The organism is Chimaeribacter sp. YP20170169 (assembly GCF_056739715.1).
The window spans coordinates 2,451,788-2,469,071 of sequence record NZ_CP176824.1; the positions used below are offsets into that span (position 1 = coordinate 2,451,788).

Sequence of the window (17,284 nt, forward strand, 5' to 3'; positions counted from 1 at the left end):
GGCCAGCCCACTGGCTGGCCGCCTGACCTCAAGGCTTACTTTTTGGCGGCGGGGTGGATGCTCTCATACCAGCTGCGCAACTCTTCACGGCGCTCCGGTGGCAGCGCCGCCTCATGGTAGCCCGTGATCGCCCCCTCCAGAGCAAACAGCACCCGGATGCTCAGGGGCGTTTTCTCGGTATCCAGCTTCAGATAGCACGCCTTGGCACCCTGTGCTTTCAGCTCAGCCGGGTTGCCGATACCGGCCTGTAGCAGCTGCCCCTCCAGGTTAAGGCCAATATTGGGCAAGGCCTTTAGCCGGGTATCACCTTGCTTCTCGCTTCCCTCGCGGCGGGCGCTCTCCACGGCGAGGGTCGCGAGCGCCAGCAACTGCGTCTCATCCGCCCATAGCGCCTCCGTTATCCGGTAATATTTCAGGGTCAACGGCAGGCCGCGACGCAGATAGCGCAGTCGCGTCATCCCCTGCTGGAGGAATTCCGCCTCAATGTGCGCCGTGGCGCGTAGATAAAGTTCACCCTGCAAAAACAAGCCGAACATCACGCCGCCGACCAATACGCCATAACCGCCGAACTGCGGACGAGTACAAATTTCACCCAAAGAGGCCAGCGCGAGCTTGGCGCGATCGATCCTTTTTTTGTATAGGTTCTTCATTACTATTTCCTTTAGTAAATAGGTCTATAAGCGAAATAACTGTATTAAGAACAGCGAATTACAAAATACGCAAACTGGGTGAGAGTGCCAAATACAAATTGCGTTTGCAGCGGATTACCTGCTAAATCTGCGAGCTGCTTTGAAAGAATGGCGTTGATTTTTGAATTTTCTGGGGATACTGTATATGCATACAGTGACTTCAGGGCAGGGAAATTATGCGTCCATCTCTTCATAACTATCAGACTGGCGAACACGCTCAAATCACAATGTCGTCCTCCACGCTACCAGCCTCACCGGAATACCAAGGTGGCCTGATCAGCGAATTTGTCTACAGCGAGGAGCAGCCTGTCCTGGCACACATCCTTCTTCCCCTCCTGCACCACCTCGGCGCCCAGTCCCGCTGGTTGCTCTGGCTGGCCCCTCAACAGAAATTGAGCCGCCACTGGCTACGTGATTCCGGGTTGCCGGTGGATAAAGTGGTACAGCTGCGCACCCTGCCCCCTGCCTCTACAGTAGAAGCGATGGCAAGGGCTTTGCAGAGCGGCAATTACAGCGTGGTGTTAGGGTGGCTGCCGGAACTGACCGACGCCGAACATGCCCGATTGCAACAAGCAGCACAACGCGGGCAGGCTTACGGTTTCATTATGCGCCCTCAGTTGGGGGAGCGCCGGGCGTGCGGACATTTCCCGGCCCTTAAAATTCACTCATCACGTTATCATTGACACAAATTAGGAATATTCTCATGAAAAAAGCCCTTTTTGACGTCAATAACTCTACAACCCGCCATTCAAGCGGCCTGTTTAACGTCCATTAAGGGTTTTTTCCGTCTAAATTCGTCACCAATTGCTCGAACATGTTAAAAATTATGTACGTTTTAAGCCATTTTTGCTGGCCCTGAAAACTTCATACTTGTAAGTTTCACGCCACGTTGTAGACTTTACATCGCCAAGGTTGCTCTATAAGGCCAAATCAATTGGCAAAGTAACTAACGGAAGCAATAACCTTGACGAAGGATTTTAACCAAGGGCTTATAACAGCTTAAAGCTCATTGCCTATTTGGATGATAACGAGGCGCAAAATGAAAAAGACAGCTATCGCATTAGCAGTGGCACTGGCAGGTTTCGCTACCGTAGCGCAAGCCGCCCCTAAAGATAACACCTGGTACACCGGTGCTAAACTGGGCTGGTCCCAGTACCATGACACTGGTTTCTATGGTAACGGCTACAACGGTGTTGGCAATGGCCCAACTCATGAAAGCCAACTGGGTGCAGGTGCGTTCGTAGGCTACCAAGCGAACCAGTACCTGGGCTTTGAAATGGGATATGACTGGCTTGGCCGTATGCCTTACAAAGGCAGCGTAAACAACGGTGCATTCAAGGCACAAGGCATTCAGCTGGCTGCTAAACTGAGCTACCCGATCAACGACGAGCTGGACATCTACACCCGTCTGGGCGGTATGGTATGGCGCGCTGACTCCAAAGGCTTCGTAAACGGCAACCGTATCAGCGACAACGACACTGGCGTGTCCCCGCTGGCTGCTGTAGGTCTGGAATACGCACTGACCAAAAACTGGGCTACCCGTCTGGACTACCAGTGGGTTAACAACATCGGCGACGCAGGCACCGTGGGTGCACGTCCTGACAACGCCATGCTGAGCCTGGGCGTCTCCTACCGTTTCGGTCAGGATGACGTAGCTGCTCCGATCGCTGCTCCGGCTCCGGCCCCGGCTCCGGTTGTTGAGACCAAGCGCTTCACCCTGAAGTCTGACGTTCTGTTCAACTTCAACAAATCCACCCTGAAAGGCGAAGGCCAGCAGGCTCTGGATCAGCTGTACTCCCAGCTGAGCTCCATGGACCCGAAAGACGGTTCTGTTGTGGTTCTGGGCTTCACCGACCGCATCGGTTCCGACCAGTACAACCAGAAACTGTCTGAGCAGCGTGCTCAGTCCGTTGTGGACTACCTGGTCTCCAAAGGCATCCCGGCTGACAAAATCTCCGCACGCGGCATGGGCGAAAGCCAGCCGGTTACCGGTTCTACCTGTGACAGCGTGAAAGGCCGTAACGCCCTGATCAACTGCCTGGCTCCGGATCGTCGTGTTGAGATCGAAGTGAAAGGCATTAAAGACGTTGTAACTCAGCCGCAGGCTTAAGTTAAACGCTCCAGATAATAAAAACCCCGCTTCGGCGGGGTTTTTTTATGCCAGCAATCAACCATAAAAAAACCGCCAATGCGGTTTTTATGTTCCCTTGACCACGGCCTACTCTTTCTTGGCCAGAATCTGCTGCAAATCCTGTTTCAGTGAGGACATCTGGCTCGCATACTTCTCTTTGCGCTCCGCGTCTTCGATCAGCTGTACCACCGTTTCTGACAGCGTGACGCCGCGTCGGCGCGCCAGTCCGGCCAGCCGCTGCCAGACCAGGAACTCCAGGTCGATCGATTTTTTGCGGGTGTGCTGGTGCTCGGCATTGAAGTGGCGTTTGCGCCGCGCCCGGATAGTCTGCTTAAGGCGGTTATCCAACGCCGGGTTCATATGCTCGGCGATCCATTGCAGGACTTTAACCGGCTCGCTCTCCATCTGTAGCAACGCCTGTACGGCGTGTTGCGCAGCACTGTTTTCAAGATGGCGGGTGATGTGCTCCCCTTCCCGGTGTTTTTTCACCAGATACTTCCATTTCCATCCGCTTTCCAGATTTTCGAGTTGCTGGTATTTCATTGCGCGCCTTAATGTGACCGTGTAACGTTATTAAGCATAACAGCTTTGCGACGACTTTTTACCCCTTTTCTTTCTGTGATTTGTCTGTTTTTTGCGCACTCCACATCTACCCTGGAACCTGAATCCCGGATGAGACACTCTGCGTATATGCAGCCTTCGTTATTCTTGTATAATCGCCCTTTACCTATTACTGATTGACCCTGATACTTTGACCAATAACCGACTTGAATGGCAGTCACTTCTTCCTGACGCCGCGCCTTATGAGGCATTATTCGCCGCGGCGCCAGAATTGGCCCCGATAACCTTCTCCGCGATCCAACCGCGACTGGAAAATGGCTTGACCCTGTTCTGTCATCCCCAGTCCCGCCCACGCATGATGACGGTTAAAGCCCAGGAGAGTCGTGCCTATCTCTCGGTCATCGCTGAGGCGGTAGAGGGCCTGTTGCCAGAGCGCGACGGCCCGGCTGGCGGCCACTACCAGATTGAGGGTACCACCGCCCACTTTATTCCTGCCGCTTCCGGCTCGTTTAGCGCCACGTCGCGTTGCCAGTTCCATGAGTGGATAGAGCCAGAGCAGCTGTTTGGCCGTGCCGCCCTGCTGGACGGCCAGCTGGTGCTGCAACCGGGCGTGGTGCACCAGCTGAATGGCGGCGTGCTGATCCTGAGCGTGCGTACCTTGCTGGCGCAGCCGCTGATGTGGCTGCGGCTCAAGCAGATGGTCAACGAAGGGGTGTTCCGCTGGATCTCGCCGGACGAGAGCCGCCCCCTGCCGGTCGCCATCCCACCCATGCCGCTGGCGTTGAAGCTGATTATCGTCGGTGACCGGCCGGGCCTGGCCGATCTCAATGAGATGGAGCCGGAGCTGGTCGATCAAGGGCTGTATGGCGAGTTTGAGGGCGAGTTGCCACTCACCGAGCCGGAAGAGATGGCGACCTGGTGTGCCTATATCAATACGCTGGCGGACACCCTTTCCTTGCCGCGCCCGGCGGCCGACGCCTGGCCGGGCCTGCTGACGGAGGCGGTGCGCTTCAGTGGCGATCAGGGCAGCCTGCCGCTCTGCCCGGAGTGGATTGCCACCCTGCTCTCAGAGGCCGCGCTCTATGGCAATGGCCCGCTGCTGGACGAGCAGGCCTTCGACGCCGCGCGTCAGGCCAAGGCATGGCGCGAGAGCTATCTGGCCGAGCGGATGCAGGATGAGATTGAGCTGGGCCAGATCCTGATTGAAACCGAAGGCGAAGTGGTGGGCCAGATCAACGGCCTTTCGGTGCTGGAGTACCCCGGCCACCCGCGCGCCTTTGGCGAGCCATCACGCATCAGTTGCGTGGTGCACGCTGGCGACGGCGAGTTCCATGACGTGGAGCGCAAGGCGGAGCTGGGCGGCAACCTGCACGCCAAGGGCATGATGATCATGCAGGCGTTCCTGATCTCAGAACTGGAGCTGGACCAGCAACTGCCCTTCTCCGCCTCGCTGGTGTTTGAGCAGTCCTACGGTGAAGTGGATGGCGACAGCGCCTCACTGGCCGAGCTATGTGCGCTGATCAGCGCCCTCGCGCAGCAGCCGCTCAACCAGCAGATTGCCGTGACCGGCTCCGTGGATCAGTTTGGTAACGTCCAGCCGATCGGCGGGGTCAATGAAAAGATTGAGGGCTTCTTTGAAGTCTGCCAACGGCGCGGGCTGACCGGTAAGCAGGGCGTAATCCTGCCGCTGGCTAACTTGCGCCACCTTTGCCTGCAACCGCAGGTAGTGGATGCCGTGCGTGAGGGGCAGTTCCATGTGTGGGCTGTCACTACCGCCGCTGAGGCATTAACGATAATCACAGGCGTAACCTATGCTGACGAACAGCAACCCAGCCTGCTGGGCGCCATTCAGGATCGCATAGCACAGGTCACCGCACAGGAACGCAGGCATCTGCCCTGGGGACTGCGCTGGTTAAACTGGTTTAACCACGGCTGATCGGAGTTGTTCAGCTTACACCTGTACGCTAATCTGCGACCTTCATTAAAATAAGGCTTACATCGACATGGTAGAAAAACGCGACTCTTACACGAAAGAAGATCTGGAAGCCTCCGGCCGCAGTGAACTGTTCGGCGCAGGCGGCCCGCCGCTTCCGTCTGGCAACATGCTAATGATGGATCGCATCGTCAAAATGAGCGAAACCGGCGGCAGCCATGACAAAGGCTACGTGGAAGCAGAGTTGGATATCCGCCCTGACCTGTGGTTCTTTGACTGCCACTTCATCGGCGATCCGGTGATGCCGGGCTGTCTGGGTCTGGACGCGATGTGGCAGCTGGTTGGCTTCTACCTCGGCTGGCTGGGCGGCGAAGGCAAAGGCCGTGCGCTGGGCGTGGGTGAAGTCAAATTCACCGGCCAGGTGCTGCCGACCGCGAAGAAAGTGACCTATCGCATCAACTTCAAGCGTGTGATCAACCGCAAGCTGATCATGGGCGTGGCAGATGGTGAAGTGCTGGTTGATGGCAAGGTGATCTACACCGCCACCGATCTGAAAGTGGGCCTGTTCAAGGACACTAGCGCGTTCTAAGCGCCAAAATGAAAACCTCCGCGCCGTGGCGGAGGTTATCCCTTTCTCTTACAGGGCGCCGCTTAAGCGGTCACAGCCCTGTCCTCCATGGCTTGTCGCCAACCTCCCAACCAGTGAGACCGGGCATCCAACGATTGATAGGGACATAGCTCCCTGGGGCGCCCTGAAATACCTGCGTGATACCCGCGTGAATGTGCCCGTTCTAGGCGATCGCGTTTTTGTCTCTTCATATGCCTCATTTCCCTCATTGATAGTCTGGTGGAAAGAAAACAGTAACGCCGCCAGTTGCGCGCGCCACATGTGATCAATAGACCGAATAAAGCGGAAGATCAATGCGCAAAATTCACGCCAATGTCACATTTGTGAGGTATGTTAGGCGATTCAGGTAACTCACTGATGTAAATGATGATAGCGTAATTACCTGATAATAATAAAAAAAGCCCGGTGGGTCAGCGCAGAGTGCGGCTGGCCCACCGGGCTTTGACTTTTTTTGTTAGCCTATTTTAGATAAGTGGCAATAACCTTTGCCTGCTGCTGCCAGCCCTGCGCCAATGTGCTCACCAGCGCATCATAGCCATCCTCACCCTGCTCCAGTTGCAGGTTGAAGGGCTGACTGATGATCTGGTTGTCACGGTTCAATGTCCACTGGCCGCTGATGATGGCTTTGCCATCGTAGCGGCCGTGGAAACCGGTCACGGTCACATTCAGTACCGCCTGCTCGCCGCTCATGGCGCGGGAAGAGACCAGCCAGCCCGGCAATTCGCGCCCCAGCTGGGCCGCCAGTGTCTGCTGCAACTGCTGCTCCAGCGGGCTGGCCCACAGGTTGTCCTTGGCGATGTGGTATTTCACCGCGCTGGTCTGGTAGGCCACGCCGGTGCCATTCAGGTAGTCCGCCACTTCCACCTGCTCAATCCACAGCTGGCGCTGCGCCACCTGCGCGCCCGTTGCGACAGGGGCGGCGCTGGACGGCAGATCCGGCAACTGATAGTAGGCTTTGTTGTCGTCACTGCTGCTACAGGCGGCCAGCAGCGCCGCCAGCGTCATGGGAAGTATCCATTTCATCATTTTTTGGCCTTCTTCGGCTGAGGATCGGGGCTGTCAGATGCTTCAAACACCAGCGCGTTGCTCTTGTCATTGATGGTGCGCAACACCGGTTGCAGCTCACGCATCACCTGATCCAAACGCTGCATGTCGGCGACCATCTTGTTATAGGCCGGTGAGCCGGGCTGGAAGCCCTTCATGCTGCGGTTCAGTTCACGTAGCGTCTGCTGCATGTCCGCTGGCAAGTCCTGCATCTCCTTGCTGTTGACGATTTTGTTCAGCGACGCCATGGTGCGCTGCGTCTCCGCCAGGGTGCGCTTGCTCTGTGCCAGCGTCTGGGTGGCCTCATTGATCAGCGGGTTGAGTGGCAAGGCGTTGATCTTGTCCAGCGTCATCATCACTTTCTGCTGGATCTGCGCCAGGCCGCCGCTGGTGGTGGGCAACAACGGATAGCCCGCCAGTTCGCGCGGTGTGCTCCACGGCTTCTCGTTCGGGTAGAAGTCCAGGTCGATGTAGAGCGCCCCAGTGAGCAGGTTGCCAGACTTCAGTGAGGCACGCAGGCCACGCTTCAGCGCATCCTTCAATGCCGTGTCCATGTCAAAGTGCTCGCCCAGCTGTTTGACAAAGCGATCCGGCTCAATGCGGATCAGCACCGGGATGCGGTAGTCGTTGTCAATCTGCTGCTCCACGCCACGCATCACAAACGGCACTTCGGCTACGGTCCCAAGGCGGATGCCACGGAACTCCACCGGCGCGCCCACCGTCAGGCCACGGATGGAGTCGGAGAAGAACATCACGAAGTCGCGGTGCTTGGTGTAGAGCGAATCCTGGATACTGCGCTGGTCATCAAACAGCGCGTACTCCGCGTGCTCCTGCGCCTCATCGCCGCGCTCCCAGCCGCTCGGCACGTCAAAGCTGACACCGCCGCTGAACAACGTGGTCAGGGAACCCATCTCCACCCGCATCCCCTGCGCGGACATGTCGAAGTTGACGCCGCTGTCCTTCCAGAAGCGCACGTTGGTGGTCACCAGCGAATCATAGGGAGCATTGATGAACAGCTGGTAGTGCATTGAGCGCGACTGGGTATCGAATTTCGCGGTCTCCACCGATCCAACGCGATAGCCACGGAATAGCACCGGGTCGCCCGGCGTAAGCTGGCCGGAGCGCTCACTGTCGAGCACTACGCGAATCCCCTTGGCATCGGGTGCGGCCAGCGGCGGCGAGTCAAGCAACTGGTACTCGGCCGGTGCCTCCCCCTTGCGCCCCGGCTGCAACTCAATGTAAGCGCCGGAGAGCAGCGTGCCCAACCCGGACACGCCTTCGCGGCCAATCTGTGGCTTCACCACCCAGAAAGCGGAGTCGCCCTTCAGCAGCTTCTCCATCTCCGGGTTCAGGCGTGCCTTCAGGATGACGTGGTTGAGGTCATCACTCAACGTCACGCTCTCCACCCGGCCAACGTCCACGTTGCGGCTCTTGATGGTGGTTTTGCCCCCCTCAATGCCCTCAGCGCTGGTGGTGATCAGCGTCACCTCTGGCCCTTGGTGGCTGAAGTGGTAGAACAGGATCCAGGCGCCAATCAGTGCCGTCACAATCGGCACAATCCACACCGGCGACCAGCGTTTGATCTTCTCAACCTTGGCGTGGGTGCCTTCATTTGCTGTCAAGGTGCAGCTCCTTCTGGTTTTTTCTATTCAGGCCATCCCAGCTCAACCTGGGATCAAAGGTCATGGCGGCGATCATGGTCAAAATCACCACCATGGCAAACAGTACCGCAGCGATCTGCGGATAGACATTCATCAACTGCCCAATCCTGACCAAGGAAGAGAGCACGGCGATCACGAACACGTCTATCATTGACCAGCGGCCAACAAACTCCACCACCTCATAGATCAGGTGCATCCGCTCGCTGTCACGCTGGCGGTGTGGGTGGCGCGCGTCCCAGCAGAGCCAGGCGATCGCCATCATCTTCAGCGTCGGCACCATGATGCTGGCGATGAAGATCACCAGCGCCACCGGGTAGTCGCCGTCGCTCCAGAGCACAATCACCCCGGCCATGATGGTCGAGGGCGCGGCATTGCCCAGCAGCTCGGTATTCATGATCGGCAGGATGTTGGCCGGGACGTAGAGCATCGCCGAGGTGATCAGCAGTGCCATCGTCCACTGCAAGCTGTGCTTTTTACGCAGATGCCCAACGGTATGGCAGCGCGGGCAGAGCGTCTCATCGGCTGGCAGCACCGCCGTACAGCAGGGGCAGGCGCGCAGCCCCTGTTGCAGGCCGCTCTCGCCGATCCGCACTGCCTGCCGGATAACCGGCGCTGGCGCGATGTCATGCCACAGCCAGCGCCGATCCAGACATTGGAAGGCGCGTACCTGCAACAGGCAGAACAGCACAAAGGCGTAGAAACTGAGGTTCACGCCAATGTTGCCATAGGCCATCAGCTTGACGAAGCTGACCAGCACCCCGGCAAGGAAGATCTCTACCATGCTCCACGCCTTCAGCATGAACAGCAGGCGCGCCATCCGCACTTTCAGCGTCTGTGGCATCCGTACCCGCTGGCAAAGCAAAATGATGGCGACCATGCAGAACGCCGGCACCAGCTGCACAAACAGGATGAACATGCCAGCCATGCTGGCGTAGTTTTCTGACATCATCACCTGCGGAATTTGGTGCAGCGAAATCTCGCTGCTCAGCCCGCGCACATGGATGTTGATGAAGGGGAACAGGTTGGCCAGCAGCAGCATCAGCAGCGCACTGGCGGCAAATACAGTAGGACGGTGGCGAGGCTCAGACCAGGCCGTGTGCAACGTGGTATGGCAGCGCGGGCAGTTGGCCCGGTTGCCGGGGGAGAGGGGCGGCAAGGCCACCATCAGGTCGCATTGCGGACATAACATCTGATCTTCCGGGCGATGCACGTGCACAGCCTCACTCTTCAACGGCATAGGTCTCCTCAGACAACAGGGCGGCCTCGCGGCCGCCACCTCAGTTATCCGTTCTTTTGCGCCTCAAGGCTTTCCCAACGCTCAAACGCCACTTCCAGCTCGCTCTCCGCCTTGGCCAGCGCATCAATCACGCGCTGGGTCTCCTCATGCGGACGGCTGAAGAAGGCCGCATCGCTCATGGTCTCCTGGAGTGAGGCAATCTCAATCTCCAGCGCCTCGATGCGCTGCGGCAACTGCTCCAGCTCGCGTTGCAGGTTATAGCTTAGCTTGTTTGCCGCGCGTTTGGGGGCGTCGGTTTTCGGTGCTGACTCCGCCGGGCGAGCCGTGGCCGCAGGCTGGCGCAGGCTACGGGAGGCCGCACGCTGCTGGTGGGCGTCATGGTAACCGCCCACAAAGCTGTTGATGCTCCCCTGCCCTTCGAAGATCCAGCACTCTGTCACGCAGTTGTCGACGAACTCACGGTCGTGGCTGACCAGCAGCACGGTGCCCTGATAGCTGTCGATCAACTCCTCCAGCAGCTCCAGCGTTTCCACGTCCAGGTCGTTGGTCGGTTCATCGAGAATCAGCAGGTTGCTGGGGCGCAGGAACAGGCGCGCCAGCAGCAGGCGGTTGCGCTCGCCGCCGGAGAGCGCCTTCACTGGCGTCATGGCGCGTTTCGGGTGGAACAGGAAGTCCTGCAAATAGCCCAACACGTGGCGCGGCCGGCCATTGACCATTACCTCCTGCTTGCCCTCCGCCAGGTTGTCCATCACCGTGCGCTCCGGGTCCAGCTCCGCACGGTGCTGGTCGAAGTAGGCGATCTCCAGCTTGGTGCCGCAGTGGACGCGGCCACTGTCCGCTTTCAGCTGACCGAGCATCAGTTTCAGCAGCGTGGTCTTGCCGCAGCCGTTGGGGCCTACCAGCGCGATCTTGTCGCCGCGCTGCACCTGGGCGGTGAAATCCTTCACCAGCACCTTGTCAGCCAACCGGTAGTTGACGTTCTCCAGCTCAAAGACGATCTTGCCGGAGCGCGACGCCTCCTCGACCTGCATCTTGGCGCTGCCCATCACCTCACGGCGATCGGCGCGCTCGCGGCGCAGCGCCTTCAGCGCCCGCACGCGGCCCTCGTTACGGGTACGGCGCGCCTTGATGCCCTGACGGATCCACACCTCTTCCTGCGCCAGCTTGCGGTCGAACTCAGCGTTTTGCAGCTCCTCCACCCGCAAGGCTTCCTCTTTGGTCGTCAGGTAGAGGTCATAGTTGCCGGGATAGGAGACCAGCTTGCCGCGGTCGAGATCCACGATGCGCGTCGCCATGTTGCGGATGAACGAACGGTCGTGGGAGATGAAGATGATGCTGCCCTGGAACTCCTTCAGGAAGCCTTCGAGCCAGTTGATGGTCTCAATGTCCAGGTGGTTGGTTGGCTCATCGAGCAGCAGCACCTGCGGGGCGCTGACCAGCGCGCGCCCCAGCGCCGCCTTGCGCAGCCAGCCGCCGGAGAGCGACGACAGCTCGGCATTGCCATTCAGCGACAGCTGGGCCAGCACCTCCTGGATGCGGCTGTCGAGTTGCCACAGCCCCTGATGGTCGAGCACTTCCATGATCTGCGCCATGCGCGCCAGATTCTTCTCGCTCGGGTCCAGCTCCACCTGATGGGAGATGGCGTGGTAAGCCTTCAGGTGCTCGGCCTGCTCCGCCACGCCCTCGGCGACGAAGTCAAATACCGTGCCGCCGATGTTGCGCGGCGGATCCTGTTGCAGGCGCGCCACAATCAGATCCTGTTCGTAGACGATGCGGCCATCATCCAGCGGCACCTCACGGTTGAGGATCTTCATCAGGGTGGATTTGCCCGCGCCGTTGCGGCCCACCAGACAGACGCGCTCGTTCGGCTCGATATGCAGTTCGGTGTTATCTAACAGCGGTGCATCACTGAAGGAGAGCCAGGCACCGGACATACTGATTAAAGACATAGCAGTTACTTTTCCTCGCCGGCGCGTTTCAGCAGCCAGCAGTTGTGAATCTGACGGTTACGGGCGAAATCCTGCGACAGCGTCTGGGCGGTGATCTCTTTCGCCTCCAGCCCCAGCTCGGCAAGGCCAGCCATATCCATCTGGAAGCCGCGCTTGTTGTTGGAGAACATGATGGTGCCGTTGCGGCGCAGCAGGCGCGTCAAGTGCTTCATCAGCGCCAGGTGGTCGCGCTGCACGTCGAAGGTGTCGGCCATGCGCTTGGAGTTGGAGAAAGTCGGCGGATCGATGAAGATCACGTCGAACTGCTCATTCGCCTCTTGCAACCAAGAGAGGCAGTCGGCCTGAATCAGGCGGTGCTGGCGGCCGGTCAGGCCGTTGGCGCGCAGGTTCTTCTCCGCCCACTCCAGATAGGTGCGCGACATGTCCACGGTGGTGGTGCTGCGCGCGCCGCCCAGGCCAGCGTGGACGCTGGCGGTGCCGGTGTAGGCAAACAGGTTGAGGAAGTCCTTGCCCTGGCTCATCTCGCCCAGCATCCGGCGGGCGATGCGGTGGTCAAGGAACAGGCCGGTGTCCAGATAGTCGGTGAGGTTGACCCACAGCTTGGCGTTGTACTCTTCCACCAGCAGGAACTCGCCCTTCTGCGCCAGCTTCTCATACTGGCTCTTGCCCTTCTGACGCTCACGCGTCTTCAGCACCAACTGGTTGGACGGCAGGTCGAGCACCGCCAGCGTGGCGTTGATCACATCGAACAGGCGCTGGCGCGCTTTCTGCGGATCGACGGTTTTCGGTGGCGCGTACTCCTGCACCACCACTTTGCTGCCATAGCGATCCACGGCGACGTTGTACTCCGGCAGGTCGGCGTCATACAGGCGGTAGCACTCAATGCCTTGCTGCTTCGCCCACTTCTCCAGCTTGCGCAGGTTTTTGCGCAGGCGGTTGGCGAAATCCTCGGCAATCTGCGGCGCGGCCGCGCCGTTGGCGTTCTCCGCCAGCTGGTAGTTTTTCTGCACGCAGTCGAGCGGGCCGTTTTTCGCCTTGAACTGGCGCTCGGCGCGCAGTTGCAGGCAGCTCAGCAGCTCCGGCGAGGCGCTGAACAGCGAGAGCTGCCAGCCGCCGAATTGACTCTTCATGATGCGGCCCAGCAGGTTGTGCAGGGCGATCAAGGCCGGCTCGCTCTCCAGACGCTCGCCGTAGGGCGGGTTGCTGATGACCGTGCCGCGCGGGCCATCCGGCAGCGGGTTAGTCAGCTTGCTGACATCAGCGGCGTTGAAGGTGATCAGCTCCGCCACGCCAGCGCGGCGGGCGTTGGCGCGCGCCATCTCAATTACCCGGCGATCGATGTCCGAGCCAAAGAAGCGGGAGGTGGTCTCTTGCAGGCCGCGGCGCGCACGTACCTGCGCCTCGGTGGTCACCTCGCGCCACAGCTCGGCGTTGAAGCCGCTCCAGGCGGTAAAGCCCCAGTGCTGGCGATGCAGGCCGGGCGCGCGGTCGGCGGCGATCATCGCCCCCTCAATCAGCAAAGTACCGGAGCCGCACATCGGGTCGAGCAGCGGCGTGCCGGCCGCCCAGCCGGAACGCATCACGATGGCGGCGGCCAGGTTCTCCTTCAGCGGTGCCAGGCCGGTCAGGTCACGGTAGCCGCGCTGGTGCAGGCCCTCGCCGCTCAGGTCAAGCGCCACGCTGGCGGTATCACGTTGCAGGAAGACGTTGACGCGGATGTCAGGCTGCTGCTTCGCCACGTTCGGACGCTGGTCAATTTTGCGCACGAAGCTGTCAACGATCGCGTCTTTTACCTTGAGTGCGCCATACTGGCTGTTACGGATCTCATCATTCAGGCCGCTGAAGTGCACGGCGAAGGTTTTGTCCACGCCAAACACGGAGGGCCAGTCAATCGCCATCACGCCAAGGTAGAGATCAAGGTCGCTGTGCACCTTGAACTCATTCAGCGGCAGCAGGATACGGGAGGCCAAACGGCTCCAGAGCAGGCTTTGGTACAGAAGACGATCGTCACCCTGAAAATGTACCCCACCCTGCACCACTTTGCAGGCGTGGGCGCCCAGCGCTTCCAGTTCGCTTTTTAACAGTTCTTCCAAGCCACGCGCCGTGCTTGCAAACAGAGAGTTCATATCGACTTATCACCAAATAGAAAATTGTTGCGCATTATAGCTAATCCCACCCGCTTGTCATAAAGTTGCTGACGCCCATTTTTGTCAGCAAGGAGGCAACCAATGATTACCTTGACCAAACTCTTTATTCATCCAGTGAAATCGATGCGGGGATTGCAACTGTCGCAAGCCCACGTGGCGGAGTCCGGTCTGGCATTTGACCGCGCCTTTATGCTGACTGAGCCGGACGGCACCTTTATTACCGCGCGCCAGTACCCGCACCTGGTGCAGTTCACCCCGGCCCTGCTGCCGGGCGGCCTTTACATCACTGCCCCCAACGGCGACAGCGCGGTGGTGCGCACCGAAGAGTTCAGCGACAGCGACAGCCCAACCGAGGTGTGGGGCAACCATTTTACCGCCCGCATCGCCCCGGACGCCATCAACCAGTGGCTGAGCGGCCTGCTCAACCGTGAGGTGCAACTGCGCTGGCTGGGGCCGGTACTCAGCCGCCGGGTGAAGCCGCGCCCGGAGATCCCGCTGACCTTCGCGGATGGTTTCCCCTTCCTGCTGATCAATGAGGCATCGCTAGAGGCGCTGCGCCAGCGCTGCCCGGCGGGCGTACAGCTGGCACAGTTCCGCCCCAATCTGGTAGTGGCAGGCGCAACCGCCTTTGCCGAGGATGGCTGGCGCACGCTGCGTATCGGCGGGGTGACCTTTGAGGTGACCAAGCCCTGTAGCCGCTGCGTGCTGACCACCGTCAGCACTGAGCGTGGCGAGAAGCACCCCAGCGGCGAGCCGCTGAAGACGCTGCAATCCTTCCGCACCGCCGACGATGGCGATGTGGATTTCGGCATGAACCTGATTGCGCACAACAGCGGCATTATCCGCGTTGGCGATCGGGTGGAGGTGCTGACCACCGGTACGCCGCGCGCTTACCATGCTGGTGAGGTAAAGGAGCGGCTGGCCCCACCGCTGCCGATGGCAGGCGGCCAGAGCGTGCAAATCAGTTATCAAGGCCAGAGTTTCAGCGGCAACCGGCAAGAGGTGCTGTTGGATCAGCTGGAGCAGCAGGGGTTCCGCATTCCCTACTCCTGCCGGGCTGGCATGTGTGGCAGTTGCCGCCTGACGCTGGAGAAAGGAAAGGTGGCCCCGCTGGTGCAGGACGCATTGGGAGATGACGGCACGCTGCTGAGTTGCAGCTGCATACCGCTTGGGGATGTGGCACTCAGCTAACGGACGCCGTCAGGCAGGCGGCGCGCACCGGGCGCGCCCTGCCCGCTACACCGCCTGATCGTACAGGGCGGCGAGATCGACCTCTTCCGCGACCGGGATCAGCCGGTCATGCATGATCTTAATGGCATCGCCAAACTGCATGGTGCGCCCGGAGAGCGTCAGCTGGCCCTGGGCCAGCAGGCAGAGGCTGGCATTGTCGCCCGCTTCCACCACCAGCAGTTGAGCCTGCTGGCTGCTCTCGGTCACCTCGACCGCCACCACGTCACCGCTTTTCGGTTGCATGGCGCGCGCCTGCTGCGCAAAGTGCCAACTTTTCGGCATCAGCGGCTTCAGGAAGCGGCAGGCCACCAGCGCGTTCAATACCAGTTCCGCCCGCAGCTCGGATTTAAGCTTAATTCGGCGGCACTGCTCCTCATAATCAAAATAGAGCGCGGCATCATCGACAGAAAATGCGCACTCCCCGAACGCGTCCGGCGTCAGCATTTTGGCAGGAAACCGTGAGCGAAATATCATCCCATTCGCCAGATCCAACATCAGCCGATCGTGATCGGCATCAAAATACCACCGCCAATTATCGTCAGGTTTGATTCTCATGGGTTACCCTTTAACGCCTGTTAATGAAAAAAAGAGAAAAAAGACCGCCTGAAAATGTGTGCAGGGTGACGGCATGCTAATAAATGATACCGGTGAGTGGAGCGGGACTTATTATTTACGCTGATAACGGCCTCTCATCCCGTGCCTAATACCCCCGGCAGTGGACAAAATATAGACGAGCCGGAGAGAGAAATAAACCCCCCGGCCCAGCAAGTTGCCTAAAAAATATCAAATTGAGTGAATAATATCTTTAATCAGGCGTGGCCCGTGGTAAATAAAACCGGAATAAATTTGGATGAGCGAGGCCCCGGCCTGCATTTTCTCGCGCGCGGCGGTCAGGGAGTCGATGCCGCCCACGCCAATAATTGGTAAGCGGCCCTGCAGTTCCTGGTTGAGGCGGCGGATAATTTCTGTGCTGCGCAGCTGCACTGGTCGGCCGCTCAACCCACCCGCCTGCTCGCAATAGGGCAGGCCGTGCACCAGTTTGCGGTCGAGGGTGGTATTGGTGGCAATCACGCCGTCAATATTATGGCGCACCAGACTGTCGGCAATTTGTACCAGCTCCTCTTCCGAGAGATCCGGCGCAATTTTCACCGCCACCGGCACATATTTTTGGTGGCGCTGCTGCAATTCAGCCTGCTTATTCTTGATGGCGGCCAGCAATTCATCCAGCGCGTCGCCATACTGTAAGGTGCGCAAACCGGGGGTGTTGGGCGAGGAGATATTCACCGCGATATAGCCGGCATAGGGGTAGACCTTCTCCATGCAGATCAGGTAATCATCCTTGCCCTGCTCCACCGGCGTGTCTTTATTTTTACCGATATTAATCCCCAGAATGCCGCCGAAATGGGCCTTCTTCACGTTCTCGACCAAATTATCGACACCGCGGTTATTGAAGCCCATGCGGTTAATCAGTCCCTGCGCCTCCACAATGCGGAACAGGCGCGGCTTCTCATTGCCATCCTGCGGGCGCGGCGTCACGGTGCCCACCTCGACAAAGCCGAAGCCCATCGCACCAAAGGCGTCAATGCACTCGCCATCCTTGTCCAGCCCGGCCGCCAGGCCCAACGGATTGCGGAATGAGAGGCCCATACAGCTGACTGGCTTGGCTGGCAGTGACTGGCGGATAAGGAATTCAAACGGCGAGCTGGAGAGGCGGCGAAGCTGGCGGAAGGTTAATTCGTGCGCGTGTTCGGGGTCGAGCTGGAAAAGCGCTTTTCTGACGAGCGGGTAATACATGAAATCTCCTGAGTTCCCGGTGGCAAACCGGGGGCGTATTATCCGGCATCGCCGGGCAAAAGGGAACTGATTCCCGCCCTCTACGCAATCGTTTACCAGCCCGTCACAGGCTGCTTACCTTTTTCCTCTTCTTACCCCCTCCATTCATCACCCACGTTTATCCGTTTTCTGGCAAAGGAATGCCGGAATTAAGATTTCATCAAAAGCGGACGGGCTGTTAGCTTTGTTATCACTTAGTTAGGAAAAACCGAATTATTATTCATTTTGGTTATAAGGAGTG

The 17,284-nt window shown here is 59.0% G+C and carries 15 protein-coding genes; 5 read left to right on the forward strand and 10 right to left on the reverse strand.

What is annotated here, in order from left to right:
- Positions 1 to 35: 35 nt before the first annotated feature.
- Positions 36 to 650 carry a TfoX/Sxy family DNA transformation protein gene (locus ACK3SD_RS11165; protein WP_481125525.1) on the reverse strand — a complete coding sequence of 205 codons (615 nt, stop codon included), beginning with the start codon at positions 648 to 650 and terminating at the stop codon, positions 36 to 38.
- A 266-nt stretch (positions 651 to 916) separates the two neighbouring features.
- Here ACK3SD_RS11165 and sulA point away from each other — a divergent pair, with 266 nt between their 5' ends.
- Positions 917 to 1,372, forward strand: a complete 456-nt coding sequence (gene sulA, locus ACK3SD_RS11170; RefSeq protein ID WP_481127537.1) for an SOS-induced cell division inhibitor SulA — start codon at positions 917 to 919, stop codon at positions 1,370 to 1,372.
- A 356-nt stretch (positions 1,373 to 1,728) separates the two neighbouring features.
- Positions 1,729 to 2,799: a porin OmpA gene (ompA, locus tag ACK3SD_RS11175; protein ID WP_481125526.1), complete on the forward strand. Its 1,071-nt coding sequence runs from the start codon at positions 1,729 to 1,731 to the stop codon at positions 2,797 to 2,799.
- Between the two features lie 108 nt (positions 2,800 to 2,907).
- Here ompA and matP read toward each other — a convergent pair whose 3' ends face one another.
- Complete coding sequence (gene matP, locus ACK3SD_RS11180) at positions 2,908 to 3,363, reverse strand: macrodomain Ter protein MatP (protein WP_137763619.1); 456 nt, start codon at positions 3,361 to 3,363, stop codon at positions 2,908 to 2,910.
- 208 nt (positions 3,364 to 3,571) lie between these two features.
- On the opposite strand from matP, the gene ACK3SD_RS11185 reads away from it, so the two are divergent.
- Both ACK3SD_RS11185 and fabA read left to right on the forward strand, forming a co-directional pair.
- Positions 3,572 to 5,317, forward strand: a complete 1,746-nt coding sequence (locus ACK3SD_RS11185) for an AAA family ATPase (protein WP_481125527.1) — start codon at positions 3,572 to 3,574, stop codon at positions 5,315 to 5,317.
- Positions 5,318 to 5,384: 67 nt separating this feature from the next.
- Positions 5,385 to 5,903 (forward strand): bifunctional 3-hydroxydecanoyl-ACP dehydratase/trans-2-decenoyl-ACP isomerase, encoded by a 519-nt coding sequence (gene fabA, locus ACK3SD_RS11190; protein ID WP_137763621.1) that lies wholly within the window; start codon positions 5,385 to 5,387, stop codon positions 5,901 to 5,903.
- A gap of 62 nt (positions 5,904 to 5,965) precedes the next feature.
- Here fabA and rmf read toward each other — a convergent pair whose 3' ends face one another.
- From rmf to rlmKL, 6 genes are all read right to left on the reverse strand, one after another.
- The gene (gene rmf, locus ACK3SD_RS11195; RefSeq protein ID WP_137763622.1) at positions 5,966 to 6,133 is read right to left on the reverse strand and encodes a ribosome modulation factor; all 168 of its coding nucleotides are present in this window, start codon (positions 6,131 to 6,133) and stop codon (positions 5,966 to 5,968) included.
- A gap of 268 nt (positions 6,134 to 6,401) precedes the next feature.
- Positions 6,402 to 6,968, reverse strand: a complete 567-nt coding sequence (gene pqiC / locus ACK3SD_RS11200; protein ID WP_481125528.1) for a membrane integrity-associated transporter subunit PqiC — start codon at positions 6,966 to 6,968, stop codon at positions 6,402 to 6,404.
- A complete protein-coding gene (gene pqiB, locus ACK3SD_RS11205) occupies positions 6,965 to 8,608 on the reverse strand; it encodes an intermembrane transport protein PqiB (RefSeq protein WP_481125529.1) in 1,644 nt (547 codons plus the stop codon). Before pqiB ends, pqiC begins: the two co-directional genes overlap by 4 nt.
- Positions 8,595 to 9,836 (reverse strand): membrane integrity-associated transporter subunit PqiA, encoded by a 1,242-nt coding sequence (gene pqiA, locus ACK3SD_RS11210; RefSeq protein ID WP_481125530.1) that lies wholly within the window; start codon positions 9,834 to 9,836, stop codon positions 8,595 to 8,597. The genes pqiB and pqiA overlap by 14 nt, the downstream gene beginning before the upstream one ends.
- 92 nt (positions 9,837 to 9,928) lie before the next feature.
- Positions 9,929 to 11,833: an ABC transporter ATP-binding protein gene (locus ACK3SD_RS11215; protein ID WP_481125531.1), complete on the reverse strand. Its 1,905-nt coding sequence runs from the start codon at positions 11,831 to 11,833 to the stop codon at positions 9,929 to 9,931.
- Between the two features lie 5 nt (positions 11,834 to 11,838).
- Positions 11,839 to 13,959: a bifunctional 23S rRNA (guanine(2069)-N(7))-methyltransferase RlmK/23S rRNA (guanine(2445)-N(2))-methyltransferase RlmL gene (rlmKL, locus tag ACK3SD_RS11220; protein ID WP_481125532.1), complete on the reverse strand. Its 2,121-nt coding sequence runs from the start codon at positions 13,957 to 13,959 to the stop codon at positions 11,839 to 11,841.
- A 102-nt stretch (positions 13,960 to 14,061) separates the two neighbouring features.
- On the opposite strand from rlmKL, the gene ACK3SD_RS11225 reads away from it, so the two are divergent.
- Positions 14,062 to 15,171: a YcbX family protein gene (locus tag ACK3SD_RS11225; RefSeq protein ID WP_137763628.1), complete on the forward strand. Its 1,110-nt coding sequence runs from the start codon at positions 14,062 to 14,064 to the stop codon at positions 15,169 to 15,171.
- Between the two features lie 45 nt (positions 15,172 to 15,216).
- Here the strand turns inward: ACK3SD_RS11225 and ACK3SD_RS11230 are convergent, their stop codons facing one another.
- A complete protein-coding gene (locus tag ACK3SD_RS11230) occupies positions 15,217 to 15,765 on the reverse strand; it encodes a cell division protein ZapC (protein ID WP_137763629.1) in 549 nt (182 codons plus the stop codon).
- A 228-nt stretch (positions 15,766 to 15,993) separates the two neighbouring features.
- Positions 15,994 to 17,004: a quinone-dependent dihydroorotate dehydrogenase gene (gene pyrD, locus ACK3SD_RS11235; protein ID WP_481125533.1), complete on the reverse strand. Its 1,011-nt coding sequence runs from the start codon at positions 17,002 to 17,004 to the stop codon at positions 15,994 to 15,996.
- Positions 17,005 to 17,284 lie beyond the last annotated feature (280 nt).

Excerpts from the sequence above, each read along its gene's own strand:
- ACK3SD_RS11165 (WP_481125525.1), bottom strand. The coding sequence starts at position 650 with ATGAAGAACCTATACAAAAAAAGGATCGATCGCGCCAAGCTCGCGCTG.
- sulA (WP_481127537.1), top strand. The coding sequence starts at position 917 with ATGTCGTCCTCCACGCTACCAGCCTCACCGGAATACCAAGGTGGCCTG.
- ompA (WP_481125526.1), top strand. The coding sequence starts at position 1,729 with ATGAAAAAGACAGCTATCGCATTAGCAGTGGCACTGGCAGGTTTCGCT.
- matP (WP_137763619.1), bottom strand. The coding sequence starts at position 3,363 with ATGAAATACCAGCAACTCGAAAATCTGGAAAGCGGATGGAAATGGAAG.
- fabA (WP_137763621.1), top strand. The coding sequence starts at position 5,385 with ATGGTAGAAAAACGCGACTCTTACACGAAAGAAGATCTGGAAGCCTCC.
- rmf (WP_137763622.1), bottom strand. The coding sequence starts at position 6,133 with ATGAAGAGACAAAAACGCGATCGCCTAGAACGGGCACATTCACGCGGG.
- pqiC (WP_481125528.1), bottom strand. The coding sequence starts at position 6,968 with ATGATGAAATGGATACTTCCCATGACGCTGGCGGCGCTGCTGGCCGCC.
- pqiA (WP_481125530.1), bottom strand. The coding sequence starts at position 9,836 with ATGTTATGTCCGCAATGCGACCTGATGGTGGCCTTGCCGCCCCTCTCC.
- ACK3SD_RS11215 (WP_481125531.1), bottom strand. The coding sequence starts at position 11,833 with ATGTCTTTAATCAGTATGTCCGGTGCCTGGCTCTCCTTCAGTGATGCA.
- rlmKL (WP_481125532.1), bottom strand. The coding sequence starts at position 13,959 with ATGAACTCTCTGTTTGCAAGCACGGCGCGTGGCTTGGAAGAACTGTTA.
- ACK3SD_RS11225 (WP_137763628.1), top strand. The coding sequence starts at position 14,062 with ATGATTACCTTGACCAAACTCTTTATTCATCCAGTGAAATCGATGCGG.
- ACK3SD_RS11230 (WP_137763629.1), bottom strand. The coding sequence starts at position 15,765 with ATGAGAATCAAACCTGACGATAATTGGCGGTGGTATTTTGATGCCGAT.
- pyrD (WP_481125533.1), bottom strand. The coding sequence starts at position 17,004 with ATGTATTACCCGCTCGTCAGAAAAGCGCTTTTCCAGCTCGACCCCGAA.